The organism is Rhodococcus rhodochrous (genome assembly GCF_014854695.1).
Lineage (GTDB): Bacteria > Actinomycetota > Actinomycetes > Mycobacteriales > Mycobacteriaceae > Rhodococcus.
Genome location: NZ_CP027557.1, coordinates 4,037,452 through 4,055,215, shown reverse-complemented (window position 1 = coordinate 4,055,215; position 17,764 = coordinate 4,037,452). Strand labels below are relative to the sequence as shown.

Below are 17,764 nucleotides of genomic sequence, written 5' to 3'. Positions count from 1 at the left end.
CACCGGTTGGAGCGGCCCGCGTGAGGTGCTGGAAGGACGCATCTTGGCAGTCTCTAGCCAGACCAAGGCAGTAGCCGGAATCCCCGGAGCCCCGACGAGGGTGTCGTTCGCGAAGATTCGCGAACCCCTCGAAGTTCCCGGGCTCCTCGATCTACAGACCGATTCCTTCGAATGGTTGATCGGCTCGGAGCGCTGGCGCGCGAAGGCTGCCGAGCGCGGCGACGGTCACGTCGTCGGTGGCCTGGAGGAGATCCTCGACGAGCTCTCGCCGATCGAGGATTTCTCGGGTTCGATGTCCCTGTCCTTCTCCGATCCTCGTTTCGACGAGGTCAAGGCCTCCGTCGAGGAGTGCAAGGACAAGGACATGACGTACGCGGCTCCGCTGTTCGTCACTGCCGAGTTCATCAACAACAACACCGGTGAGATCAAGAGCCAGACGGTCTTCATGGGTGATTTCCCGATGATGACCGACAAGGGCACCTTCATCATCAACGGCACCGAGCGTGTCGTGGTGTCCCAGCTCGTCCGTTCGCCGGGCGTGTACTTCGACAGGAATGTCGACAAGAGCACCGAGAAGGACCTGCACAGCGTCAAGGTCATCCCGGGCCGCGGTGCCTGGCTCGAGTTCGACGTCGACAAGCGCGACACCGTCGGTGTGCGTATCGACCGCAAGCGCCGTCAGCCGGTCACCGTGCTGCTCAAGGCGCTGGGATGGTCCACCGAGCAGATCGTCGAGCGTTTCGGGTTCTCCGAGATCATGATGTCGACGCTCGAGAAGGACAACACGGCGGGCACCGACGAGGCGCTCCTCGACATCTACCGCAAGCTCCGTCCGGGCGAGCCGCCGACCAAGGAGAGCGCGCAGACCCTGCTGGAGAACCTCTTCTTCAAGGACAAGCGCTACGACCTGGCGCGCGTGGGTCGTTACAAGATCAACAAGAAGCTCGGCCTGAACACGGGTCAGCCGATCGAGGCGTCCACCCTCACCGAGGAAGACATCGTCGCCACGATCGAGTACCTCGTGCGTCTGCACGCGGGCGAGAACAAGATGACCGTCCCCGGCGGCGTCGAGGTTCCCGTCGAGGTCGACGACATCGACCACTTCGGCAACCGTCGTCTGCGCACGGTCGGTGAGCTCATCCAGAACCAGATCCGCGTGGGCCTGTCCCGCATGGAGCGCGTGGTCCGTGAGCGCATGACCACCCAGGACGTCGAGGCGATCACGCCGCAGACCCTGATCAACATCCGTCCGGTCGTGGCCGCGATCAAGGAGTTCTTCGGAACCTCCCAGCTCTCGCAGTTCATGGACCAGAACAACCCGCTGTCGGGCCTGACGCACAAGCGTCGTCTGTCGGCGCTGGGCCCCGGCGGTCTGTCGCGTGAGCGCGCCGGCCTCGAGGTCCGCGACGTCCACCCGTCGCACTACGGCCGCATGTGCCCGATCGAGACCCCGGAAGGCCCGAACATCGGCCTGATCGGTTCGCTGTCGGTGTACGCGCGGGTCAACCCGTTCGGCTTCATCGAGACGCCCTACCGCAAGGTCGTCGATGGTGTCGTCACCGACGAGGTCGAGTACCTCACGGCCGACGAGGAGGACCGCTACCTCATCGCGCAGGCCAACTCGCCGATCGGTTCCGACAACCGCTTCTCGGACGAGCGTGTCCTCGTCCGTAAGAAGGGTGCGGAGATCGAGTACGTCGGCGCCGACCAGGTCGAGTACATGGACGTCTCGCCGCGCCAGATGGTGTCGGTCGCGACCGCGATGATCCCGTTCCTCGAGCACGACGACGCCAACCGTGCCCTCATGGGCGCGAACATGCAGCGTCAGGCCGTCCCGCTGGTGCGTAGCGAGTCGCCGATCGTCGGCACCGGCATGGAGCTGCGTGCCGCCGTCGACGCCGGCGACGTCATCGTCACCGAGAAGAGCGGCGTGATCGAAGAGGTCTCCGCCGACTTCATCACCGTCATGGCCGACGACGGAACCCGCAAGACCTACCGTCTGCGCAAGTTCGACCGTTCGAACCAGGGCACCTGCTCGAACCAGCGTCCGATCGTGGACGAGGGACAGCGCGTCGAGTCCGGCCAGGTCCTCGCCGACGGCCCCTGCACCGAGAACGGTGAGATGGCGCTCGGCAAGAACCTGCTCGTGGCGATCATGCCGTGGGAGGGCCACAACTACGAGGACGCGATCATCCTGTCGCAGCGCCTCGTGGAGGAGGACGTGCTCACCTCGATCCACATCGAGGAGCACGAGATCGACGCCCGCGACACCAAGCTCGGTGCCGAGGAGATCACCCGCGACATCCCGAACGTCTCCGACGAGGTCCTCGCCGACCTCGACGAGCGTGGCATCGTCCGCATCGGTGCCGAGGTCCGCGACGGCGACATCCTCGTCGGCAAGGTCACGCCGAAGGGCGAGACCGAGCTGACCCCCGAGGAGCGCCTGCTCCGCGCGATCTTCGGTGAGAAGGCGCGCGAGGTCCGCGACACCTCGCTGAAGGTGCCCCACGGTGAGAACGGCAAGGTCATCGGTGTTCGCGTGTTCTCGCGCGAGGACGACGACGATCTGCCTCCGGGTGTCAACGAGCTCGTCCGCGTGTACGTGGCGCAGAAGCGCAAGATCCAGGACGGCGACAAGCTCGCCGGCCGCCACGGCAACAAGGGCGTCATCGGCAAGATCCTCCCGCAGGAGGACATGCCGTTCCTGCCCGACGGCACCCCGGTCGACATCATCCTGAACACCCACGGTGTTCCGCGTCGTATGAACATCGGCCAGGTCCTCGAGACGCACCTGGGCTGGATCGGCAAGGCCGGCTGGCAGATCCAGGTGGCCGACGACGGCAGCCGTCCCGAGTGGGCACAGAACCTCTCCGAGGAGATGCTCGCCGCCGAGCCCGACACCAACATCGCCACGCCGGTGTTCGACGGTGCCCGCGAGGAGGAGCTGACGGGTCTGCTGTCCTCGACGCTGCCGAACCGCGACGGCGAGGTCATGGTCGGCCCCGACGGCAAGGCGACGCTGTTCGACGGTCGCTCCGGCGAGCCGTTCCCGTACCCGGTGTCGGTCGGCTACATGTACATCATCAAGCTGCACCACCTGGTCGACGACAAGATCCACGCGCGTTCGACCGGTCCGTACTCGATGATCACGCAGCAGCCGCTCGGTGGTAAGGCGCAGTTCGGTGGTCAGCGCTTCGGTGAGATGGAGTGCTGGGCGATGCAGGCCTACGGCGCCGCCTACACCCTCCAGGAGCTGCTCACGATCAAGTCCGACGACGTGGTCGGTCGCGTCAAGGTCTACGAGGCGATCGTCAAGGGCGAGAACATCCCCGAGCCGGGTATCCCCGAGTCGTTCAAGGTGCTCCTCAAGGAACTCCAGTCGCTGTGCCTGAACGTGGAGGTCCTCTCCAGCGACGGCGCGGCCATCGCGATGGCCGACGGCGACGACGAGGACCTCGAGCGGGCGGCCGCCAACCTGGGCATCAACCTTTCCCGCAACGAGTCGGCCACGGTCGACGACCTCGCGAACTAGGAGCCGAGCCGATGCGGTACGCACCCCGACACCACCGGGCGCGTACCGCGTCGGGCCCCGGCAGCGATAGCGACAACTAGCAGCAATACAACCCGCACAGGGGAAAGGAAGTTACGTGCTCGACGTCAACTTCTTCGATGAACTCCGGATCGGCCTGGCCACCGCCGAGGACATCCGTAACTGGTCGTACGGCGAGGTCAAGAAGCCCGAGACAATCAACTACCGCACGCTCAAGCCCGAGAAGGACGGCTTGTTCTGCGAGAAGATCTTCGGTCCCACCCGGGACTGGGAGTGCTACTGCGGCAAGTACAAGCGTGTCCGCTTCAAGGGCATCATCTGCGAGCGCTGCGGCGTCGAGGTGACCCGCGCCAAGGTCCGCCGTGAGCGCATGGGCCACATCGAGCTCGCCGCTCCGGTGACGCACATCTGGTACTTCAAGGGTGTGCCGAGCCGTCTCGGCTACCTGCTCGACCTCGCGCCGAAGGATCTCGAGAAGATCATCTACTTCGCCGCGTACGTCATCACGTCGGTCGACGACGAGCTGCGCCACAACGAGCTCTCCACTCTCGAAGCCGAGATGGAGGTCGAGAAGAAGTCGGTCGCCGACCAGCGCGACGCCGACCTCGAGGCCCGTGCGCAGAAGCTCGAAGCCGACCTCGCCGAACTCGAGGCCGAGGGCGCCAAGTCCGACGTCCGCCGCAAGGTCAAGGACGGCGGCGAGCGCGAGATGCGTCAGCTCCGCGACCGTGCGCAGCGCGAGCTCGACCGTCTCGACGAGATCTGGACGACCTTCACGAAGCTGAAGCCGAAGGATCTGATCGTCGACGAGATGATCTACCGCGAGCTCCAGGACCGCTACGGCGAGTACTTCACCGGTGCCATGGGTGCCGAGGCGATCCAGAAGCTCATCGAGAACTTCGACATCGACGCCGAGGCCGAGTCGCTGCGCGAGACCATCCGCAGCGGCAAGGGCCAGAAGAAGCTCCGTGCTCTCAAGCGCCTGAAGGTCGTGGCGGCGTTCCAGCAGTCCGGCAACTCGCCCATGGGCATGGTGCTCGACGCCGTGCCGGTGATCCCGCCGGAACTGCGTCCGATGGTGCAGCTCGACGGTGGCCGCTTCGCGACCTCCGACCTCAACGACCTGTACCGCCGCGTCATCAACCGCAACAACCGCCTCAAGCGACTGATCGACCTCGGTGCCCCCGAGATCATCGTCAACAACGAGAAGCGGATGCTGCAGGAGTCGGTCGACGCCCTGTTCGACAACGGCCGTCGTGGCCGGCCGGTCACCGGTCCCGGTAACCGTCCGCTCAAGTCGCTGTCCGATCTGCTCAAGGGCAAGCAGGGCCGCTTCCGTCAGAACCTGCTCGGTAAGCGCGTCGACTACTCGGGCCGTTCGGTCATCGTCGTCGGTCCGCAGCTCAAGCTGCACCAGTGCGGTCTGCCGAAGCTCATGGCGCTCGAGCTGTTCAAGCCGTTCGTGATGAAGCGTCTCGTCGACCTCAACCACGCGCAGAACATCAAGTCCGCCAAGCGCATGGTCGAGCGTCAGCGCCCGCAGGTGTGGGACGTCCTCGAAGAGGTCATCAATGAGCACCCGGTTCTGCTGAACCGTGCTCCCACGCTGCACCGCCTCGGTATCCAGGCGTTCGAGCCGCAGCTCGTCGAGGGCAAGGCCATCCAGCTGCACCCCCTCGTGTGTGAGGCCTTCAACGCCGACTTCGACGGCGACCAGATGGCCGTGCACCTCCCGCTGTCCGCGGAGGCGCAGGCCGAGGCCCGCATCCTGATGCTGTCGTCGAACAACATCCTGTCGCCGGCATCGGGCCGCCCGCTCGCCATGCCGCGTCTGGACATGGTGACGGGTCTGTTCCACCTGACCCGTCTGGTCGAGGACGCCCCCGGCGCCTACAAGGCCGCGACCGCCGACGAGCCCGAGCAGGGCGTCTACTCGTCGCCGGCCGAGGCCCAGATGGCGGTGGACCGCGGCGTGCTGTCGGTTCAGGCTCCGATCAAGGTGCGCCTGACCCAGCTGCGTCCGCCGCGCGACGTCGAGAACGAGCTGTTCCCGGAGGGCTGGAAGTTCGGTCAGCCGTGGACCACGCAGACCACTCTCGGTCGCGTGCTGTTCAACGAGCTGCTGCCGGCGAACTACGCGTTCGTCAACGACATCATGCCGAAGAAGCGCCAGGCCGCGATCATCAACGACCTGGCCGAGCGGTACCCGATGATCGTCGTCGCGCAGACCGTCGACAAGCTCAAGGACGCCGGCTTCTACTGGGCCACGCGTTCGGGTGTCACCATCTCGATGGCGGACGTGCTCGTTCCGCCGGAGAAGAAGGACATCCTCGAGCGGTACGAGACGCAGGCCGACGCCATCCAGCGGCAGTACGACCGAGGAAAGCTCTCGGAGGACGAGCGTCGCGATTCGCTCGTCAAGCTGTGGCAGGAAGCGACCGAAGAGGTCGGTCAGGTCATGGAGGCGCACTACCCGGACGACAACCCGATCCCCACGATCGTCAAGTCCGGTGCTGCGGGCAACATGACCCAGATCCGATCGCTCGCGGGCATGAAGGGTCTGGTGACGAACCCGAAGGGCGAGTTCATCCCGCGCCCGATCAAGTCCTCCTTCCGTGAGGGCCTGACCGTCGCCGAGTACTTCATCAACACGCACGGTGCGCGTAAGGGTCTGGCCGACACCGCTCTCCGTACCGCCGACTCGGGTTACCTGACCCGTCGTCTGGTCGACGTCTCGCAGGACGTCATCGTCCGCGAGGTCGACTGCGGCACGCCGCGCGGCATCGAGATGACCATCGCCGAGCTCGCACGCGACGCGACCGGTCAGCCGACCGGTGAGCTCGTGCGCGACGCTCACATCGAGACCAGCACCTACGCCCGTACGCTGGCGACGGACGCGGTCGACGCGAACGGCAACGTCGTCGTCGAGCGTGGTTCCGACCTGGGCGACCCGGCGATCGAGGCGCTGCTCGAGGCCGGTATCCAGAAGGTCAAGGTCCGCTCGGTCCTGACCTGCGACACCGGCACCGGCGTGTGCGCGACCTGCTACGGACGCTCGATGGCGACGGGCAAGCTCGTCGACATCGGCGAGGCCGTCGGTATCGTCGCCGCCCAGTCGATCGGTGAGCCCGGTACGCAGCTGACGATGCGTACCTTCCACCAGGGTGGCGTCGGTGAGGACATCACCGGTGGTCTGCCCCGCGTCCAGGAGCTGTTCGAGGCCCGCGTCCCCAAGGGCAAGGCCCCGATCGCCGACGTCTCCGGCCGCATCCGTCTCGAGGACGACGATCGTTTCTACAAGATCACGATCATCCCCGACGACGGTGGCGAGGAGGTCGTGTACGACAAGCTGTCCAAGCGTCAGCGTCTGCACGTCATCCGCAAGGCCGACGGCACCGAGGGCGTGCTCGCGGACGGCGACCACGTGGAGGTCGGTCAGCAGCTCCTCGAGGGCTCTGCCGATCCGCACGAGGTGCTGCGCGTGATGGGCCCGCGTCAGGTTCAGGTGCACCTGGTCCACGAGGTCCAGGAGGTCTACCGGAGCCAGGGCGTGTCGATCCACGACAAGCACATCGAGGTCATCGTGCGCCAGATGCTGCGTCGCGTGACGATCATCGACTCGGGCTCGACGGAGTTCCTGCCCGGTTCGCTCGTCGAGCGCAGCGAGTTCGAGGCTGCGAACCGTCGTGTGGTCCAGGAGGGTGGCGAGCCGGCTGCCGGCCGTCCGGTCCTCATGGGCATCACGAAGGCGTCGCTGGCCACCGACTCGTGGCTGTCGGCGGCGTCCTTCCAGGAGACCACTCGCGTGCTCACCGACGCGGCGATCAACTGCCGCTCGGACAAGCTGATCGGTCTCAAGGAGAACGTGATCATCGGCAAGCTGATCCCCGCCGGTACCGGTATCAACAAGTACCGGAACATCGAGGTTCAGCCGACCGAGGAGGCCCGCGCGGCCGCGTACGCCATCCCGGCGTACGACGACCAGTACTACTCGCCGGACGGCTTCGGCCAGAACACCGGCGCTGCAGTGCCGCTGGATGACTACGGTTACTCCAACGACTACCGGTAGTTCGCTGCCGTAGTAGACGACGAAGGTCCCGCCCTCTTCTCTTCGGGGGCGGGGCCTTCGTCATGTGTGGGGGGCCGTCATTGCTTCGGTGCGAGCATCTCGCGGTGGGCGGGGGTGCCGTCGAGGTTGGCATTGATGCGTTCGGCGGTCCGCCATCCCTCGGGGGTGCGGACCCAGCGCCAGGTGTTGGCGGAGACTCGCGCGACCCGGAAGAGGTCGTTCTCGGCGTCCCACCGGATGTTGAGCGCGTAGCTTCTGCCGGTCGCCTCGTCGCCGTCGATCTCGATGTGCGGAACCGTCAGGACGTGCCCGCATCCGTTCTCGATGAGGCTGCGGTGGCCGGGTCCGTGCACCATGGCGGCGATCTCGGCGGGACCCTCCATCCGTCGTTGGGGGACGGCGTCGAAGAGTCCGTCCTCGGTCCACAGCGCGGCAGCGGCGTCGCCGGAACCGCTGTCGACGGCGGGTCCGTACTGGGCGACGAGCTGCATGATCTCGATCCGGTCCTCGAGCAGGCGGACACGTTCGGTCAGCTGTTCGACGGTCGCGGCGAGTCGTTCGACATCGGTCACGGCATCTCCTGATGATTCGGAAAGGTCATTCTCATGCAGGAGAATGCCATACCGAGAGGTGCCGCGGCGGTTGCGCTCGGGGTGGGTCAGCGTGGGATGTGGAAGTCCACGAGTTCGGCCGTGCCTCGCGACAGTTCGGACCAGGATCCGCTCACCGTGAGGACCGCGATCGCGGAGGTGGGGAACTTCTCGGCCACCTGATGGGCAGCGTCGGTGCTGTGATCCGTGATGAGCCCGAGGACGGTCGCGGAGAGGGTCGGCTCGTGCCCGACGACGAGCAGGGTCTGCACGTCGTCGGCCGTTCCCCGGATCTCGGCGACCAGGGATTCCGGATCGGCGTGGTACAGGCTGTCGCGGTACTCGACGGGAGCCTCGACCGCCGCCTCGGCGAGTGTCTTGCGCGTCCGGGTCGCGGTGGAGCACAGAACGGCGTCCACCTCGGGCAGGTTCGCCCGGATCCAGCGACCGGCGAGTCCGGCCTCGCGGCGTCCGCGGGGAGAGAGGGGACGCTCGTGATCGTCCACGTCGTCCGGGTACGCGGACTTGCCGTGGCGCAGCAAGATCAGGGTACGGGTCATGGGGTCCACCGTAGAGCGTCCGGTTCCCGGCCGATCCACGCGACCGCGCGAGTGTGATCCTCGACCGTGAACCAGACCGTCAGTCCGTCCTCTCGCAAGGTCGTCCGCAGTGTGAGGGTCTCACCGGCGGCGACGGGGTGCAGGTGTTCGATCACCGCCCGGTACGGCGCGTCCGGGACGTCCGGCCGGAGGGGCAGGAGCTCCTCGAGGCCGTGCCAGTAGACGGCATTGTTGACGTGCCCGAACGGATCGAGGTCGGTGGCGCGCAGAGGGAAGACCCGTTCGTCGTCGGCCGCGTCGGGTGCGCGACCGGGCAGCCACGCCGTCCACTTCAGGCGCGTGTCGTGCGCATAGCGGGCCATGTGCTCGAACAGGCCGTCGCTGATCCGGGTGGGGGCTCCGGTGGTGGGGCCGATGTCGATCCAGAACGCCGCGGTCTCGATCAGTGGGCCGTTCGGGGCGTCGTCGGGATCGTCGAGGCGGACCCGCACGTTCGCCCATCGTGTCGACAGGGCGTCGCACCAGCGTCGCAGCCGGAGCGTGCGGCCGTACTCGGCGGGGCGGTGCACGTCGACGATCGTGCGCCGGACGATCCAGAGCGGGTCGGTCTCGGACGCGCCGACGGCGGCGAGGTTGTCGGTGCCGATGTCCTGGAGATAGCGGGCGATGCCGTCGAGTCGCAGTCGCTTGCCGGTGTCGACGTCGCCGGTGCGGACGGTGCGCTCGGTGGAGAAGGGGTCCGCCTCCTCGGGCAGTTCCGTCAGCGGTCGTGTCCGAGGCAGGTCGGTGCTCGGCGTCGACGTGGCCATGTGTCCCCCCGGTTCGGATGTCCGATCGTGCGATTCTCGCAGCTTCGGTGGGTGGGTCGCAGGTTCTCTTGCGAACCCGCGGTGGCAGCCGCTACAGTCGAATTAACTGTTACGGATCGTTACATGAAAATCGCGGACGCTCCGCCCGGCTGCCGAGGACTCTTCCCATGGCCTATGTGATCACCCAGACCTGCTGCAACGACGCGAGCTGCGTCGCGGTCTGCCCCGTGAACTGCATCCACCCCTCGCCGGACGAGCCCGAGTTCGCCACCGCCGAGATGCTGCACATCGATCCGAAGACCTGCATCGACTGCGGCGCCTGCGCCGACGCGTGCCCGGTCGAGGCGATCCTGCCCGAGGACAAGCTCGATCCCTCCCAGAAGCGGTTCGCCGAGATCAACGCGGCCTGGTACGAGGATCACCCGGCGCCGGAGGGGTGGCAGCCCCTCGTGCCCGTCCCGGCGCCTCCGCGCGATCGCGGAACGCTGCGGGTCGCCATCGTCGGCGCCGGCCCCGCGGCCTGCTACGCCGCCCAGGAACTGCTCGAACGGTCCGACGTCGAGGTCGAGATGTTCGACCGGCTCCCGACTCCCTTCGGCCTCGTGCGCGCCGGTGTCGCCCCCGACCATCCGGGGACCAAGGCGGTCACGGAATCGTTCGAATGGTCGTTCCGGCGCGAGGAGTTCGCCCTGCACCTCGCCACCGAGATCGGACGCGACATCACTCACGCCGAACTGCTCGAGCATCACCACGCCGTGATCTATGCGACCGGTGCGTCGTCCGACCGCCGACTCGGGATCGCGGGCGAGGACCTGCCCGGCAGCCACGCCGCCACCGAGTTCGTCGCCTGGTACAACGGCCACCCCGACTACGCCGACCGCACCTTCGATCTGTCCGGCGAACGCGCCGTCATCGTCGGCAACGGCAACGTCGCCCTCGATGTCGCGCGGATCCTCACCATGGACGTCGACGAACTGGCGCGCACCGACATCGCCGACCACGCTTTGAAGGCGCTGCGGGAGAGCAACATCCGCGAGGTCGTCCTGCTCGGCCGACGCGGCCCGGCGCAGGCCGCGTACAGCAATCCGGAGTTCCTCGCACTCGGCGACCTCACCGGGGTCGACGTCGTCGTCGACGACGCCGACCTCGAACTCGATCCGGTGAGCGCCCGGGCCGTGGAGGAGGACGCCGCGACCGCGCTGCGTGTCCGTCTCGCCCGTGAGTACGCCGGACGGCCCGTCCGTCCCGGGCACCGCCGCATCGTCTTCCGGTACCTCGCCGCGCCGAGTGAACTGCTCGGCGACGACCACGTGACCGGCGTGCGGATCGAACGCACCGAACTCGTCGACGACGGTGGCCGCCTCACCGCCCGCCCCACCGGCCGGTTCGAGGACTCACCCGCCACGCTCGTACTCCGGTCGATCGGCTATCGCGGCGTTCCGCTTCCGGGTGTGCCCTTCGACGACGTCCGCGGGGTCGTTCCCAACACCGGCGGTCGTGTGGGCGCCGGCGTCTACGTCACCGGGTGGGCCAAGCGCGGGCCGAGCGGCGTCATCGGCACCAACAAGGGATGCGCGAAGGAGACCGTCGCGGCGCTGCTGGCCGACTTCGACTCCGGTGCACTCGCCGCTCCCCGCGGAGACCGCCGGGCGCTGAACCGGTTGCTCACACAGCGCAGGCCCGATCGAGTGGACCTGCACGGCTGGAAGACCATCGACGCCGCCGAGCGGCAGGCCGGACGAGCCCAGGGCCGGCCCCGCGTCAAGATCACCGATCGCGAGACCCTCGTCGAACTCGGTCGTCGCCGACGCCGTCTTCCGCTGCTCGCCTCGTTGCGCCGCTGACCGAGCTGCGGGTGACGCAGGTCGCGGCCCGCCCGGGCGTTCGTCGATAGGCTCGGGAGAACCGAATCCCGACCCGAACGGACATGTGCATGAGCAGCGACAATCTCGACCGCACGGCGCTCACACGCCGCACTCTCATCGGCGGCGCCGGTGTGGTGGCGGCCGGCGCGGCCCTCACGGCCTGCGGATCGTCCGGCGACACCGGCGAGGCGCGATCGGCGGTGCCCGCACCGACCACGACGGCGCCTCCCGGACCCGACGCGGAGGTCGTCGCCGCCGTCGCGGACGTGCCGGTCGGCGGGGGCGTCATGCTCGAATCGAAGAGGCTCGTCGTCACTCAGCCCGCAGAGGGCGACTTCCGCGCGTTCATCGCGATCTGCACCCATCAGGGCTGCAATCTCAGCGGTGTCGAGGGTGAGCGCATCATCTGCCCGTGCCACGGCAGCCGGTACGACCTCGACGGCGCCCCGGTCGAAGGACCTGCGAAGCGGCCGCTGAAGACCCGTCCCGTGGCGGCGCGCGGGTCCGATCTCGTCGTGGGCTGATCGGTCCGGGATAGAGTCCGCTCCGTGGAGACCAGCGGAGGCTGGCGCCCGAAGGCGCTGCGTGACGGTACGGACCCGGACCCTCGTTTCACGCTGGCCAACGAGCGCACCTTCCTGGCGTGGGTGCGGACCGCGCTCGGCGTCATCGCCGCGGCGGTCGCGCTGGAGACCTTCGCGGGCGGCATCGTGTCGGAGGGGCTCCGCACGGTGCTGGCGTGTGCGTTGCTCGGATTCGCCGCCGTGCTCACGGTGTTCGCGCTGATCCGCTGGCACCGCGTCGAGCACGCGATGCGCACCGGACGCGCACTCCCGGTGCCGTGGGTGGCCTACTTCCTCGCCCTGGCCCTGGGGGTCTCGGGGGTCGTGCTCGCCGTCGCGATCGCCCGGTGAGACGAGCGGCATCGTGAGCGGGGACGATCTGCGGCACGGCGACGCAGGTCTGCAGCCCGAACGGACGAGTCTGGCGTGGCTGCGCACCGCCTCGGTGCTCGGTGCGGTGGTGCTCGGATTCATGCGGTTCGTGCCCGGCCCGGGTGCCGTGGTCGCGACGATCGGCCTGATCTGCCTCGTGCCCGTGCTCGCGGTGCTGCTCGCCTCCCGGATCGGTCACCGCGCGCGGGTGCGCGGTCTGGTCGCGGGTCGCGCGCCCTATTTCTGGTGGCGCAACGTCTCGGTCTCCGCCACGGTCGTGGTGCTCGCGATCTCGTCGGCCGTACTGATCGTCACTGCCCGCTGATCGTCACCGCCCGCTGATCCTCACTGCCCGCCGATACTCACTGCCCGCCGAGTGACGACACGCCGATCAGCGCTATCGCGGCGACCCAGACGGTCGCCGCTGCCGCGAGTGCGATCGGGCGCCATCCGACGCCGCGGAGGACTTCCCGGCGCACCCCGGCGCCCAGGGCGAACATGGCGACGGTCAGCAACGCGCGCTGCACCGTCCCCGTAGTCTCCACCACGATCGGATCGAGCAGTCCGGTCGAGCGCAGTGCGACGCACGCGAGGAAGCCGAGCAGGAAGACCGGCACGATCGGGGGAGTGCGCTCGTCTCGGCGACCGTCACCGCGCCGTCGGGCGATCACCCCGACGATCGCCACGACCGGGGCCAGCAGTGCCACCCGCGCGAGCTTGACCGTCACCGCCGCGGCGAGCACCCCACCGGCGGTGGCTTCGAGGGCGGTGCCGGTCGCGACCACCTGGGCGACCTCGTGGATCGCCGCACCCGCCCACAGACCGGCGGTCCCGGGAGTCAGCCCGAGCATGCCCGCGGCGAGCGGAACGAGCGGGATCATCGCGGTGCCGAAGACGACCACCAATGCGACGGTGGTGACGAGTTCGCGTTTGCGCGAATCGATCACACCGTCGACCGCCGCCGCGGCCGCAGCTCCGCAGATCGAGAAACCGCACGCGATGAGCAGGCGCTGGGTCCAGCCCACCCCGAGCCACCGGCCGAAGGCGAGCGACCCGCAGATGCCCGCGACGACGACGGCCGCCGCGACGACCGCTGTGCCCCACCCGAGGCCGACGAGATCGGAGACCGCGAGTTGCACGCCGAGCAGGGCGACGCCCACTCGGAGGAGACGCTTCGCCGCCATACCCAGGCCCGGCTCCAGAACCTCGACCACCGGGGCGGGCAGACCGACGTTCGCCACGACCACACCCAGGACGATCGCGACGAGCAGCGGACTCGCCCCGGGGATCAGGTGCGTCGTTCCCAACGCGACGACCGCGCCTGCCGCGGCCACCAGGAGCCCCGGGACGACGGTGGGCCGGGATGCGGGCGCGTGGACGGTGAGCATGCCTCGACTCTTCCGTCGCAGCGGTGTCCGCACCAGCCGCCGATCGGACATGAGGTCATATCGAATGGATATGAGTAGCGGGTACGGCATATCGTTCGTGCATGACCAACTGGCCGGATCTCGTCGCTCTGGAACTGCTCGTCGGGGTCGACGACCGGGGTGGGCTCGGCGCCGCGGCCCGCGCGGCCGGTCTCGCCCAACCCAACGCGACCCGCATGCTGCGCCGGCTCGAACGGCAACTCGGCGCGGTCCTCGTGCGGCGGGGCCGGACGGGTTCGGTGCTCACCCCGGAGGGCACGGTGGTCGCGCACTGGGCGCGGGAGGTCCTGGCCGATGCGGAACGCCTCCTCGACGCCGCTGCAGCACTGCGTGTCGAGCAGCAACCCGAACTGGTGGTCGCGGCGTCGATGACGGTCGCCGAACACCTCATCCCGCGGTGGCTCGGCGCCTTCCGCACGCTCCGCGACGACGTCCAGATCCAGTTGCAGGTCCACAACTCGATGCGGGTGTGTGATGTCGTCGCCGAGGGCGGATGCGACGTCGGGTTCGTCGAGGGGCCGACGGTTCCGGAGGGACTGCACAGTGTCGCGGTGGCACGCGACCGCTTGGTCGTGGTCGTCCCGCCGCAGCATCCCTGGGCGCGGCGGCGGCGCCCGCTCACCGTGGCCGAACTCGCGGCGACACCACTGGTCGTCCGTGAGGAGGGGTCCGGTACCCGCCGCACCCTCGACCTCGCGTTGCAGGAGTACGACCGGGCCGCACCGCTGCTCGAACTCGGGAGCGGAGCCGCGGTCCGCACGAGCGTGCTCGGGGGCACGGGCCCGGCGGTGCTGAGCACCCTCGCGGTGGAGGAGTACCTGGAGTCCGGTCGGCTCGTCGCGGTCGCGGTGGACGGACTCGACCTACAGCGTGTGCTCCGCGCGGTCTGGAGGCCGCCGCGGGCGTTGTCCGGTCCGGCGGGGGAGTTGGTCCGACTGATCACCCGTACCCGCTGACCGGTCCTACGTCCGGCGCCGGGTCACGCGCGCGAGTGCTGCAACGCACCGGCCCCGGCGACCACCACGAGTGCGATACCCGCGAGGGCGAGAGGTTCGACGACCTGCCCCAGCACCAGAGCTCCGGCGAGCGCTGCGGCGGCGGGCTCGAGCGCGATGAGGATCGCGAACACCTTCTTCGGCAGGTCGCGCAGGGCACGGATCTCGAGGGTGTACGGGATCGCCGACGACAGCAGCGCCACGGCGAGTCCTGCGAGCACGAGGTCGGGCCGGAGGAGTTCGGTGCCGGCCGTCGCCGCGCCGAACGGCAGGACGACGACGGCCGCGATCGTCGTGGCCCCGGCCAGCCCTGCAGACCCGGGCAGGGTCGTCGCCATACGTGAGCCGGCGACGATGTACCAGGCCCACCCCGATGCGGCGACCAGCGCGAAGGCGACTCCGAGCGGATCGAGACCGGTGGACAACCCGGCACCGTCGCCGACGCCGAGCAGGACCACCCCGCTCAGCGCGAGCACCACCCACAGAGCGTCGCGCACACGTCGGGACAGGATCGCGGCCAGCCCGAGAGGGCCGAGGAATTCGATGGTGACGGTCGCGGCGAGCGGCAGTCGCGTCAACGCCCCGTAGAACGCCGTGTTCATCAGCGCGAGACTCGCGCCCAGTGTCACCACCGCCCGCCACTGTGCCGGTGTCCACGTCCGCGGCCGGGGCCGGGTGAACGCGCAGAGGATCACGGCCGCGAACAGCAGGCGCAGGGTCACCGTGCCGAGGGCGCCCGCCCGGTCGAACAGCGTCGCGGCGAAGGCCGCCCCGAACTGCATCGACAGCACCGCGGTGAGGACCGCGACGACAGGCCCGACGGTGTGCGTGCGGGAATCGTCGGCCATCCCGTCAGTCTGTCCGACGGGCCCGGACGACGCCTGCCGCAAAAACAATCACCAGTGCTTGATTTTGGGGCTGTGACGTGTGACGCTTGCCGCATGTCCGATCTGCGCACCGTGCTCGACGATCTCCGCGCGGAGGGCGACGATCTCGACGCTCTCGTCGCGAACCTGCCCGATGGGAGTTGGGCACTGCCCACCCCGGCGGAGGGCTGGACCATCGCTCACCAGATCGGTCACCTGCTGTGGACCGACCGGGCGGCGCTCACCGCCGTGCGCGACCCGGACGCCTTCGTGAAGATGGTCGAAGCGGCATTCGGCGACCCGCTGGGATTCGTCGACGTCGGTGCCGAGGAACAGGCGGGGCGGCCGCCCGCGGAGTTGCTCGCCGACTGGCGTGACACCCGACGCGAACTCGCCGACGCGCTCGCCGAGCTCCCGCGCGGTACGAAGATCCTGTGGTTCGGGCCGCCGATGTCCCCGGCGTCGATGGCAACCGCCCGGCTCATGGAGACCTGGGCGCACGGGGGAGACGTCGCAGACGCCCTCGGCGTCACCCGCACGCCCACCGCGCGCCTGAAGAACATCGCGCACCTGGGTGTGCGGACGCGCGACTTCGCGTACGTCATCCGCGACCGGAAGCCTCCGGCCGAGCCGTTCCGTGTGGTGCTCACCGCCCCCGGCGGGGACAGCTGGGAATGGGGTCCGGAGGACGCGGCGCAGTCGGTCACCGGCCCGGCCCTCGACTTCTGCCTGCTCGTCACCCAGCGCATCCACCGCGACGACACCGCCCTCGTCACCGACGGCCCGGACGCGGAGGAATGGCTCGGCCTCGCGCAGGCCTTCGCCGGTGCCCCCGGCGCCGGGCGCGAGCCCGGCGCGCCCGCCTCCTGAGACCACCCGCCCCACAGTCGAGACACCTCCGGCCGAGACTTCTTCGGCCCGAACACCATCGGAGACATCGTGAGCATGTGGACCACCCCCGAGCGCCTCGCCCTGCGCGAGACCGTCACCGGTTTCGTGAAGCGCGAGATCCTGCCCCGCCTCGACGACTGGGAGCGCGCCGGCGAACTGCCCCGCGAACTGCACGTCGAGGCCGCGAAGATCGGCCTGCTCGGCGCGGGATTCCCCGAGGAGGTCGGTGGCTCCGGCGGTGACGGTGCCGACACGCTCACCGTGTGTGAGGCGTTCCACGAGGCGGGTGCCTCGGGCGGTGCGTTCGCGTCGCTGTTCACGTGCGGCATCGCGCTGCCGCACCTCATCGCGGCCGGTGATCCCGATCAGATCGACCGGTGGGTACGGCCCACTCTCGCAGGCGAACTCATCGGGTCCCTCGCGATCACCGAACCGGGCGGAGGATCGGACGTCGGCCATCTGACCACCACTGCGGTGCGCGACGGCGACCACTACGTCGTCAACGGCGCGAAGACCTACATCACCTCGGGATGCCGCGCCGACTTCGTGGTCACCGCCGTCCGCACCGGAGGTCCCGGCGCCGGGGGAGTCTCGCTGCTCGTGATCGAGAAGGGCACACCGGGTTTCACCGTCTCCCGCAAGCTCGACAAGATGGGCTGGCGCGCGTCGGACACCGCCGAGTTGTCCTTCGCCGACGTCCGCGTACCGGTCACCAACCTCGTCGGCACGGAGAACACCGGATTTTGGCAGATCGCACAGGGTTTCGTCTCCGAGCGGATCGCCCTCGCCGCCCAGGCCTATTCGGGTGCGCAGCGGTGCCTGGACCTGACGGTCGCGTGGTGCCGCGACCGCGAGACCTTCGGCCGGCCACTGATCACCCGCCAGGCCGTGCAGCGCACGCTGTCCGAGATGGCGCGTCGCATCGACGTCGCGCGCGTCTACACCCGCCACGTCACCGAGCGCGCCGTGGCGGGGGAGACCGACCTGATCGCCGAGGTGTGTTTCGCGAAGAACACCGCGGTCGAGGCCGGCGAGTGGGTCGCCAACCAAGCGGTCCAGTTGTTCGGCGGCCTCGGGTACATGGCCGAATCCGAGGTCGAACGGCAGTACCGCGACATGCGCATCCTCGGCATCGGCGGTGGCACCACCGAGATCCTCACCGAACTCGCAGCCAAGCGGCTGGGTTACGGCGTCCGACCCACCTGAT

The 17,764-nt window shown here is 68.8% G+C and carries 14 protein-coding genes; 9 read left to right on the top strand and 5 right to left on the bottom strand.

Annotated features, from left to right (window positions below; genetic code table 11):
• Positions 1 to 25 precede the first annotated feature (25 nt).
• Together rpoB and C6Y44_RS18580 are read left to right on the top strand one after the other, a co-directional pair.
• On the top strand, positions 26 to 3,532 hold the full coding sequence (gene rpoB / locus C6Y44_RS18585) for a DNA-directed RNA polymerase subunit beta (protein WP_159417766.1): 3,507 nt from the start codon (positions 26 to 28) through the stop codon (positions 3,530 to 3,532).
• A 115-nt stretch (positions 3,533 to 3,647) separates the two neighbouring features.
• The gene (locus tag C6Y44_RS18580; protein ID WP_120280017.1) at positions 3,648 to 7,619 is read left to right on the top strand and encodes a DNA-directed RNA polymerase subunit beta'; all 3,972 of its coding nucleotides are present in this window, start codon (positions 3,648 to 3,650) and stop codon (positions 7,617 to 7,619) included.
• 77 nt (positions 7,620 to 7,696) lie between these two features.
• Here C6Y44_RS18580 and C6Y44_RS18575 read toward each other — a convergent pair whose 3' ends face one another.
• The 3 genes from C6Y44_RS18575 to C6Y44_RS18565 form a co-directional block, all read right to left on the bottom strand.
• Positions 7,697 to 8,191: a nuclear transport factor 2 family protein gene (locus C6Y44_RS18575; RefSeq protein ID WP_159417767.1), complete on the bottom strand. Its 495-nt coding sequence runs from the start codon at positions 8,189 to 8,191 to the stop codon at positions 7,697 to 7,699.
• Between the two features lie 86 nt (positions 8,192 to 8,277).
• Entirely contained in the window at positions 8,278 to 8,769 is a 492-nt protein-coding gene (locus C6Y44_RS18570; protein WP_120283572.1) for a SixA phosphatase family protein, read from the bottom strand.
• On the bottom strand, positions 8,766 to 9,578 hold the full coding sequence (locus C6Y44_RS18565; RefSeq protein WP_159417768.1) for an acyl-[acyl-carrier-protein] thioesterase: 813 nt from the start codon (positions 9,576 to 9,578) through the stop codon (positions 8,766 to 8,768). Before C6Y44_RS18565 ends, C6Y44_RS18570 begins: the two co-directional genes overlap by 4 nt.
• Before the next feature lie 167 nt (positions 9,579 to 9,745).
• Between C6Y44_RS18565 and C6Y44_RS18560 the strand changes: the two genes are divergently transcribed.
• The 4 genes from C6Y44_RS18560 (at position 9,746) to C6Y44_RS18545 (ending at position 12,703) form a co-directional block, all read left to right on the top strand.
• Positions 9,746 to 11,422: an FAD-dependent oxidoreductase gene (locus C6Y44_RS18560; RefSeq protein ID WP_159417769.1), complete on the top strand. Its 1,677-nt coding sequence runs from the start codon at positions 9,746 to 9,748 to the stop codon at positions 11,420 to 11,422.
• Between the two features lie 89 nt (positions 11,423 to 11,511).
• Positions 11,512 to 11,967 carry a Rieske (2Fe-2S) protein gene (locus C6Y44_RS18555; RefSeq protein ID WP_120280013.1) on the top strand — a complete coding sequence of 152 codons (456 nt, stop codon included), beginning with the start codon at positions 11,512 to 11,514 and terminating at the stop codon, positions 11,965 to 11,967.
• Between the two features lie 24 nt (positions 11,968 to 11,991).
• Positions 11,992 to 12,357, top strand: coding sequence for a YidH family protein (locus C6Y44_RS18550; RefSeq protein ID WP_120280012.1), 366 nt, complete (start codon positions 11,992 to 11,994; stop codon positions 12,355 to 12,357).
• A 13-nt stretch (positions 12,358 to 12,370) separates the two neighbouring features.
• Entirely contained in the window at positions 12,371 to 12,703 is a 333-nt protein-coding gene (locus tag C6Y44_RS18545) for a DUF202 domain-containing protein (protein WP_120280011.1), read from the top strand.
• A gap of 37 nt (positions 12,704 to 12,740) precedes the next feature.
• On the opposite strand, the gene C6Y44_RS18540 is transcribed toward C6Y44_RS18545, so the two are convergent.
• A complete protein-coding gene (locus tag C6Y44_RS18540; RefSeq protein WP_159417770.1) occupies positions 12,741 to 13,766 on the bottom strand; it encodes a YeiH family protein in 1,026 nt (341 codons plus the stop codon).
• A gap of 101 nt (positions 13,767 to 13,867) precedes the next feature.
• Here C6Y44_RS18540 and C6Y44_RS18535 point away from each other — a divergent pair, with 101 nt between their 5' ends.
• Positions 13,868 to 14,761 (top strand): LysR family transcriptional regulator, encoded by an 894-nt coding sequence (locus tag C6Y44_RS18535; RefSeq protein ID WP_159417771.1) that lies wholly within the window; start codon positions 13,868 to 13,870, stop codon positions 14,759 to 14,761.
• Positions 14,762 to 14,784: 23 nt separating this feature from the next.
• On the opposite strand, the gene C6Y44_RS18530 is transcribed toward C6Y44_RS18535, so the two are convergent.
• Positions 14,785 to 15,648, bottom strand: a complete 864-nt coding sequence (locus C6Y44_RS18530) for an EamA family transporter (protein ID WP_174247005.1) — start codon at positions 15,646 to 15,648, stop codon at positions 14,785 to 14,787.
• Between the two features lie 93 nt (positions 15,649 to 15,741).
• Here C6Y44_RS18530 and C6Y44_RS18525 point away from each other — a divergent pair, with 93 nt between their 5' ends.
• On the top strand, positions 15,742 to 16,536 hold the full coding sequence (locus C6Y44_RS18525) for a TIGR03084 family metal-binding protein (protein WP_159417772.1): 795 nt from the start codon (positions 15,742 to 15,744) through the stop codon (positions 16,534 to 16,536).
• Between the two features lie 69 nt (positions 16,537 to 16,605).
• Positions 16,606 to 17,763, top strand: a complete 1,158-nt coding sequence (locus C6Y44_RS18520) for an acyl-CoA dehydrogenase family protein (protein ID WP_120280007.1) — start codon at positions 16,606 to 16,608, stop codon at positions 17,761 to 17,763.
• Position 17,764: the final 1 nt, after the last annotated feature.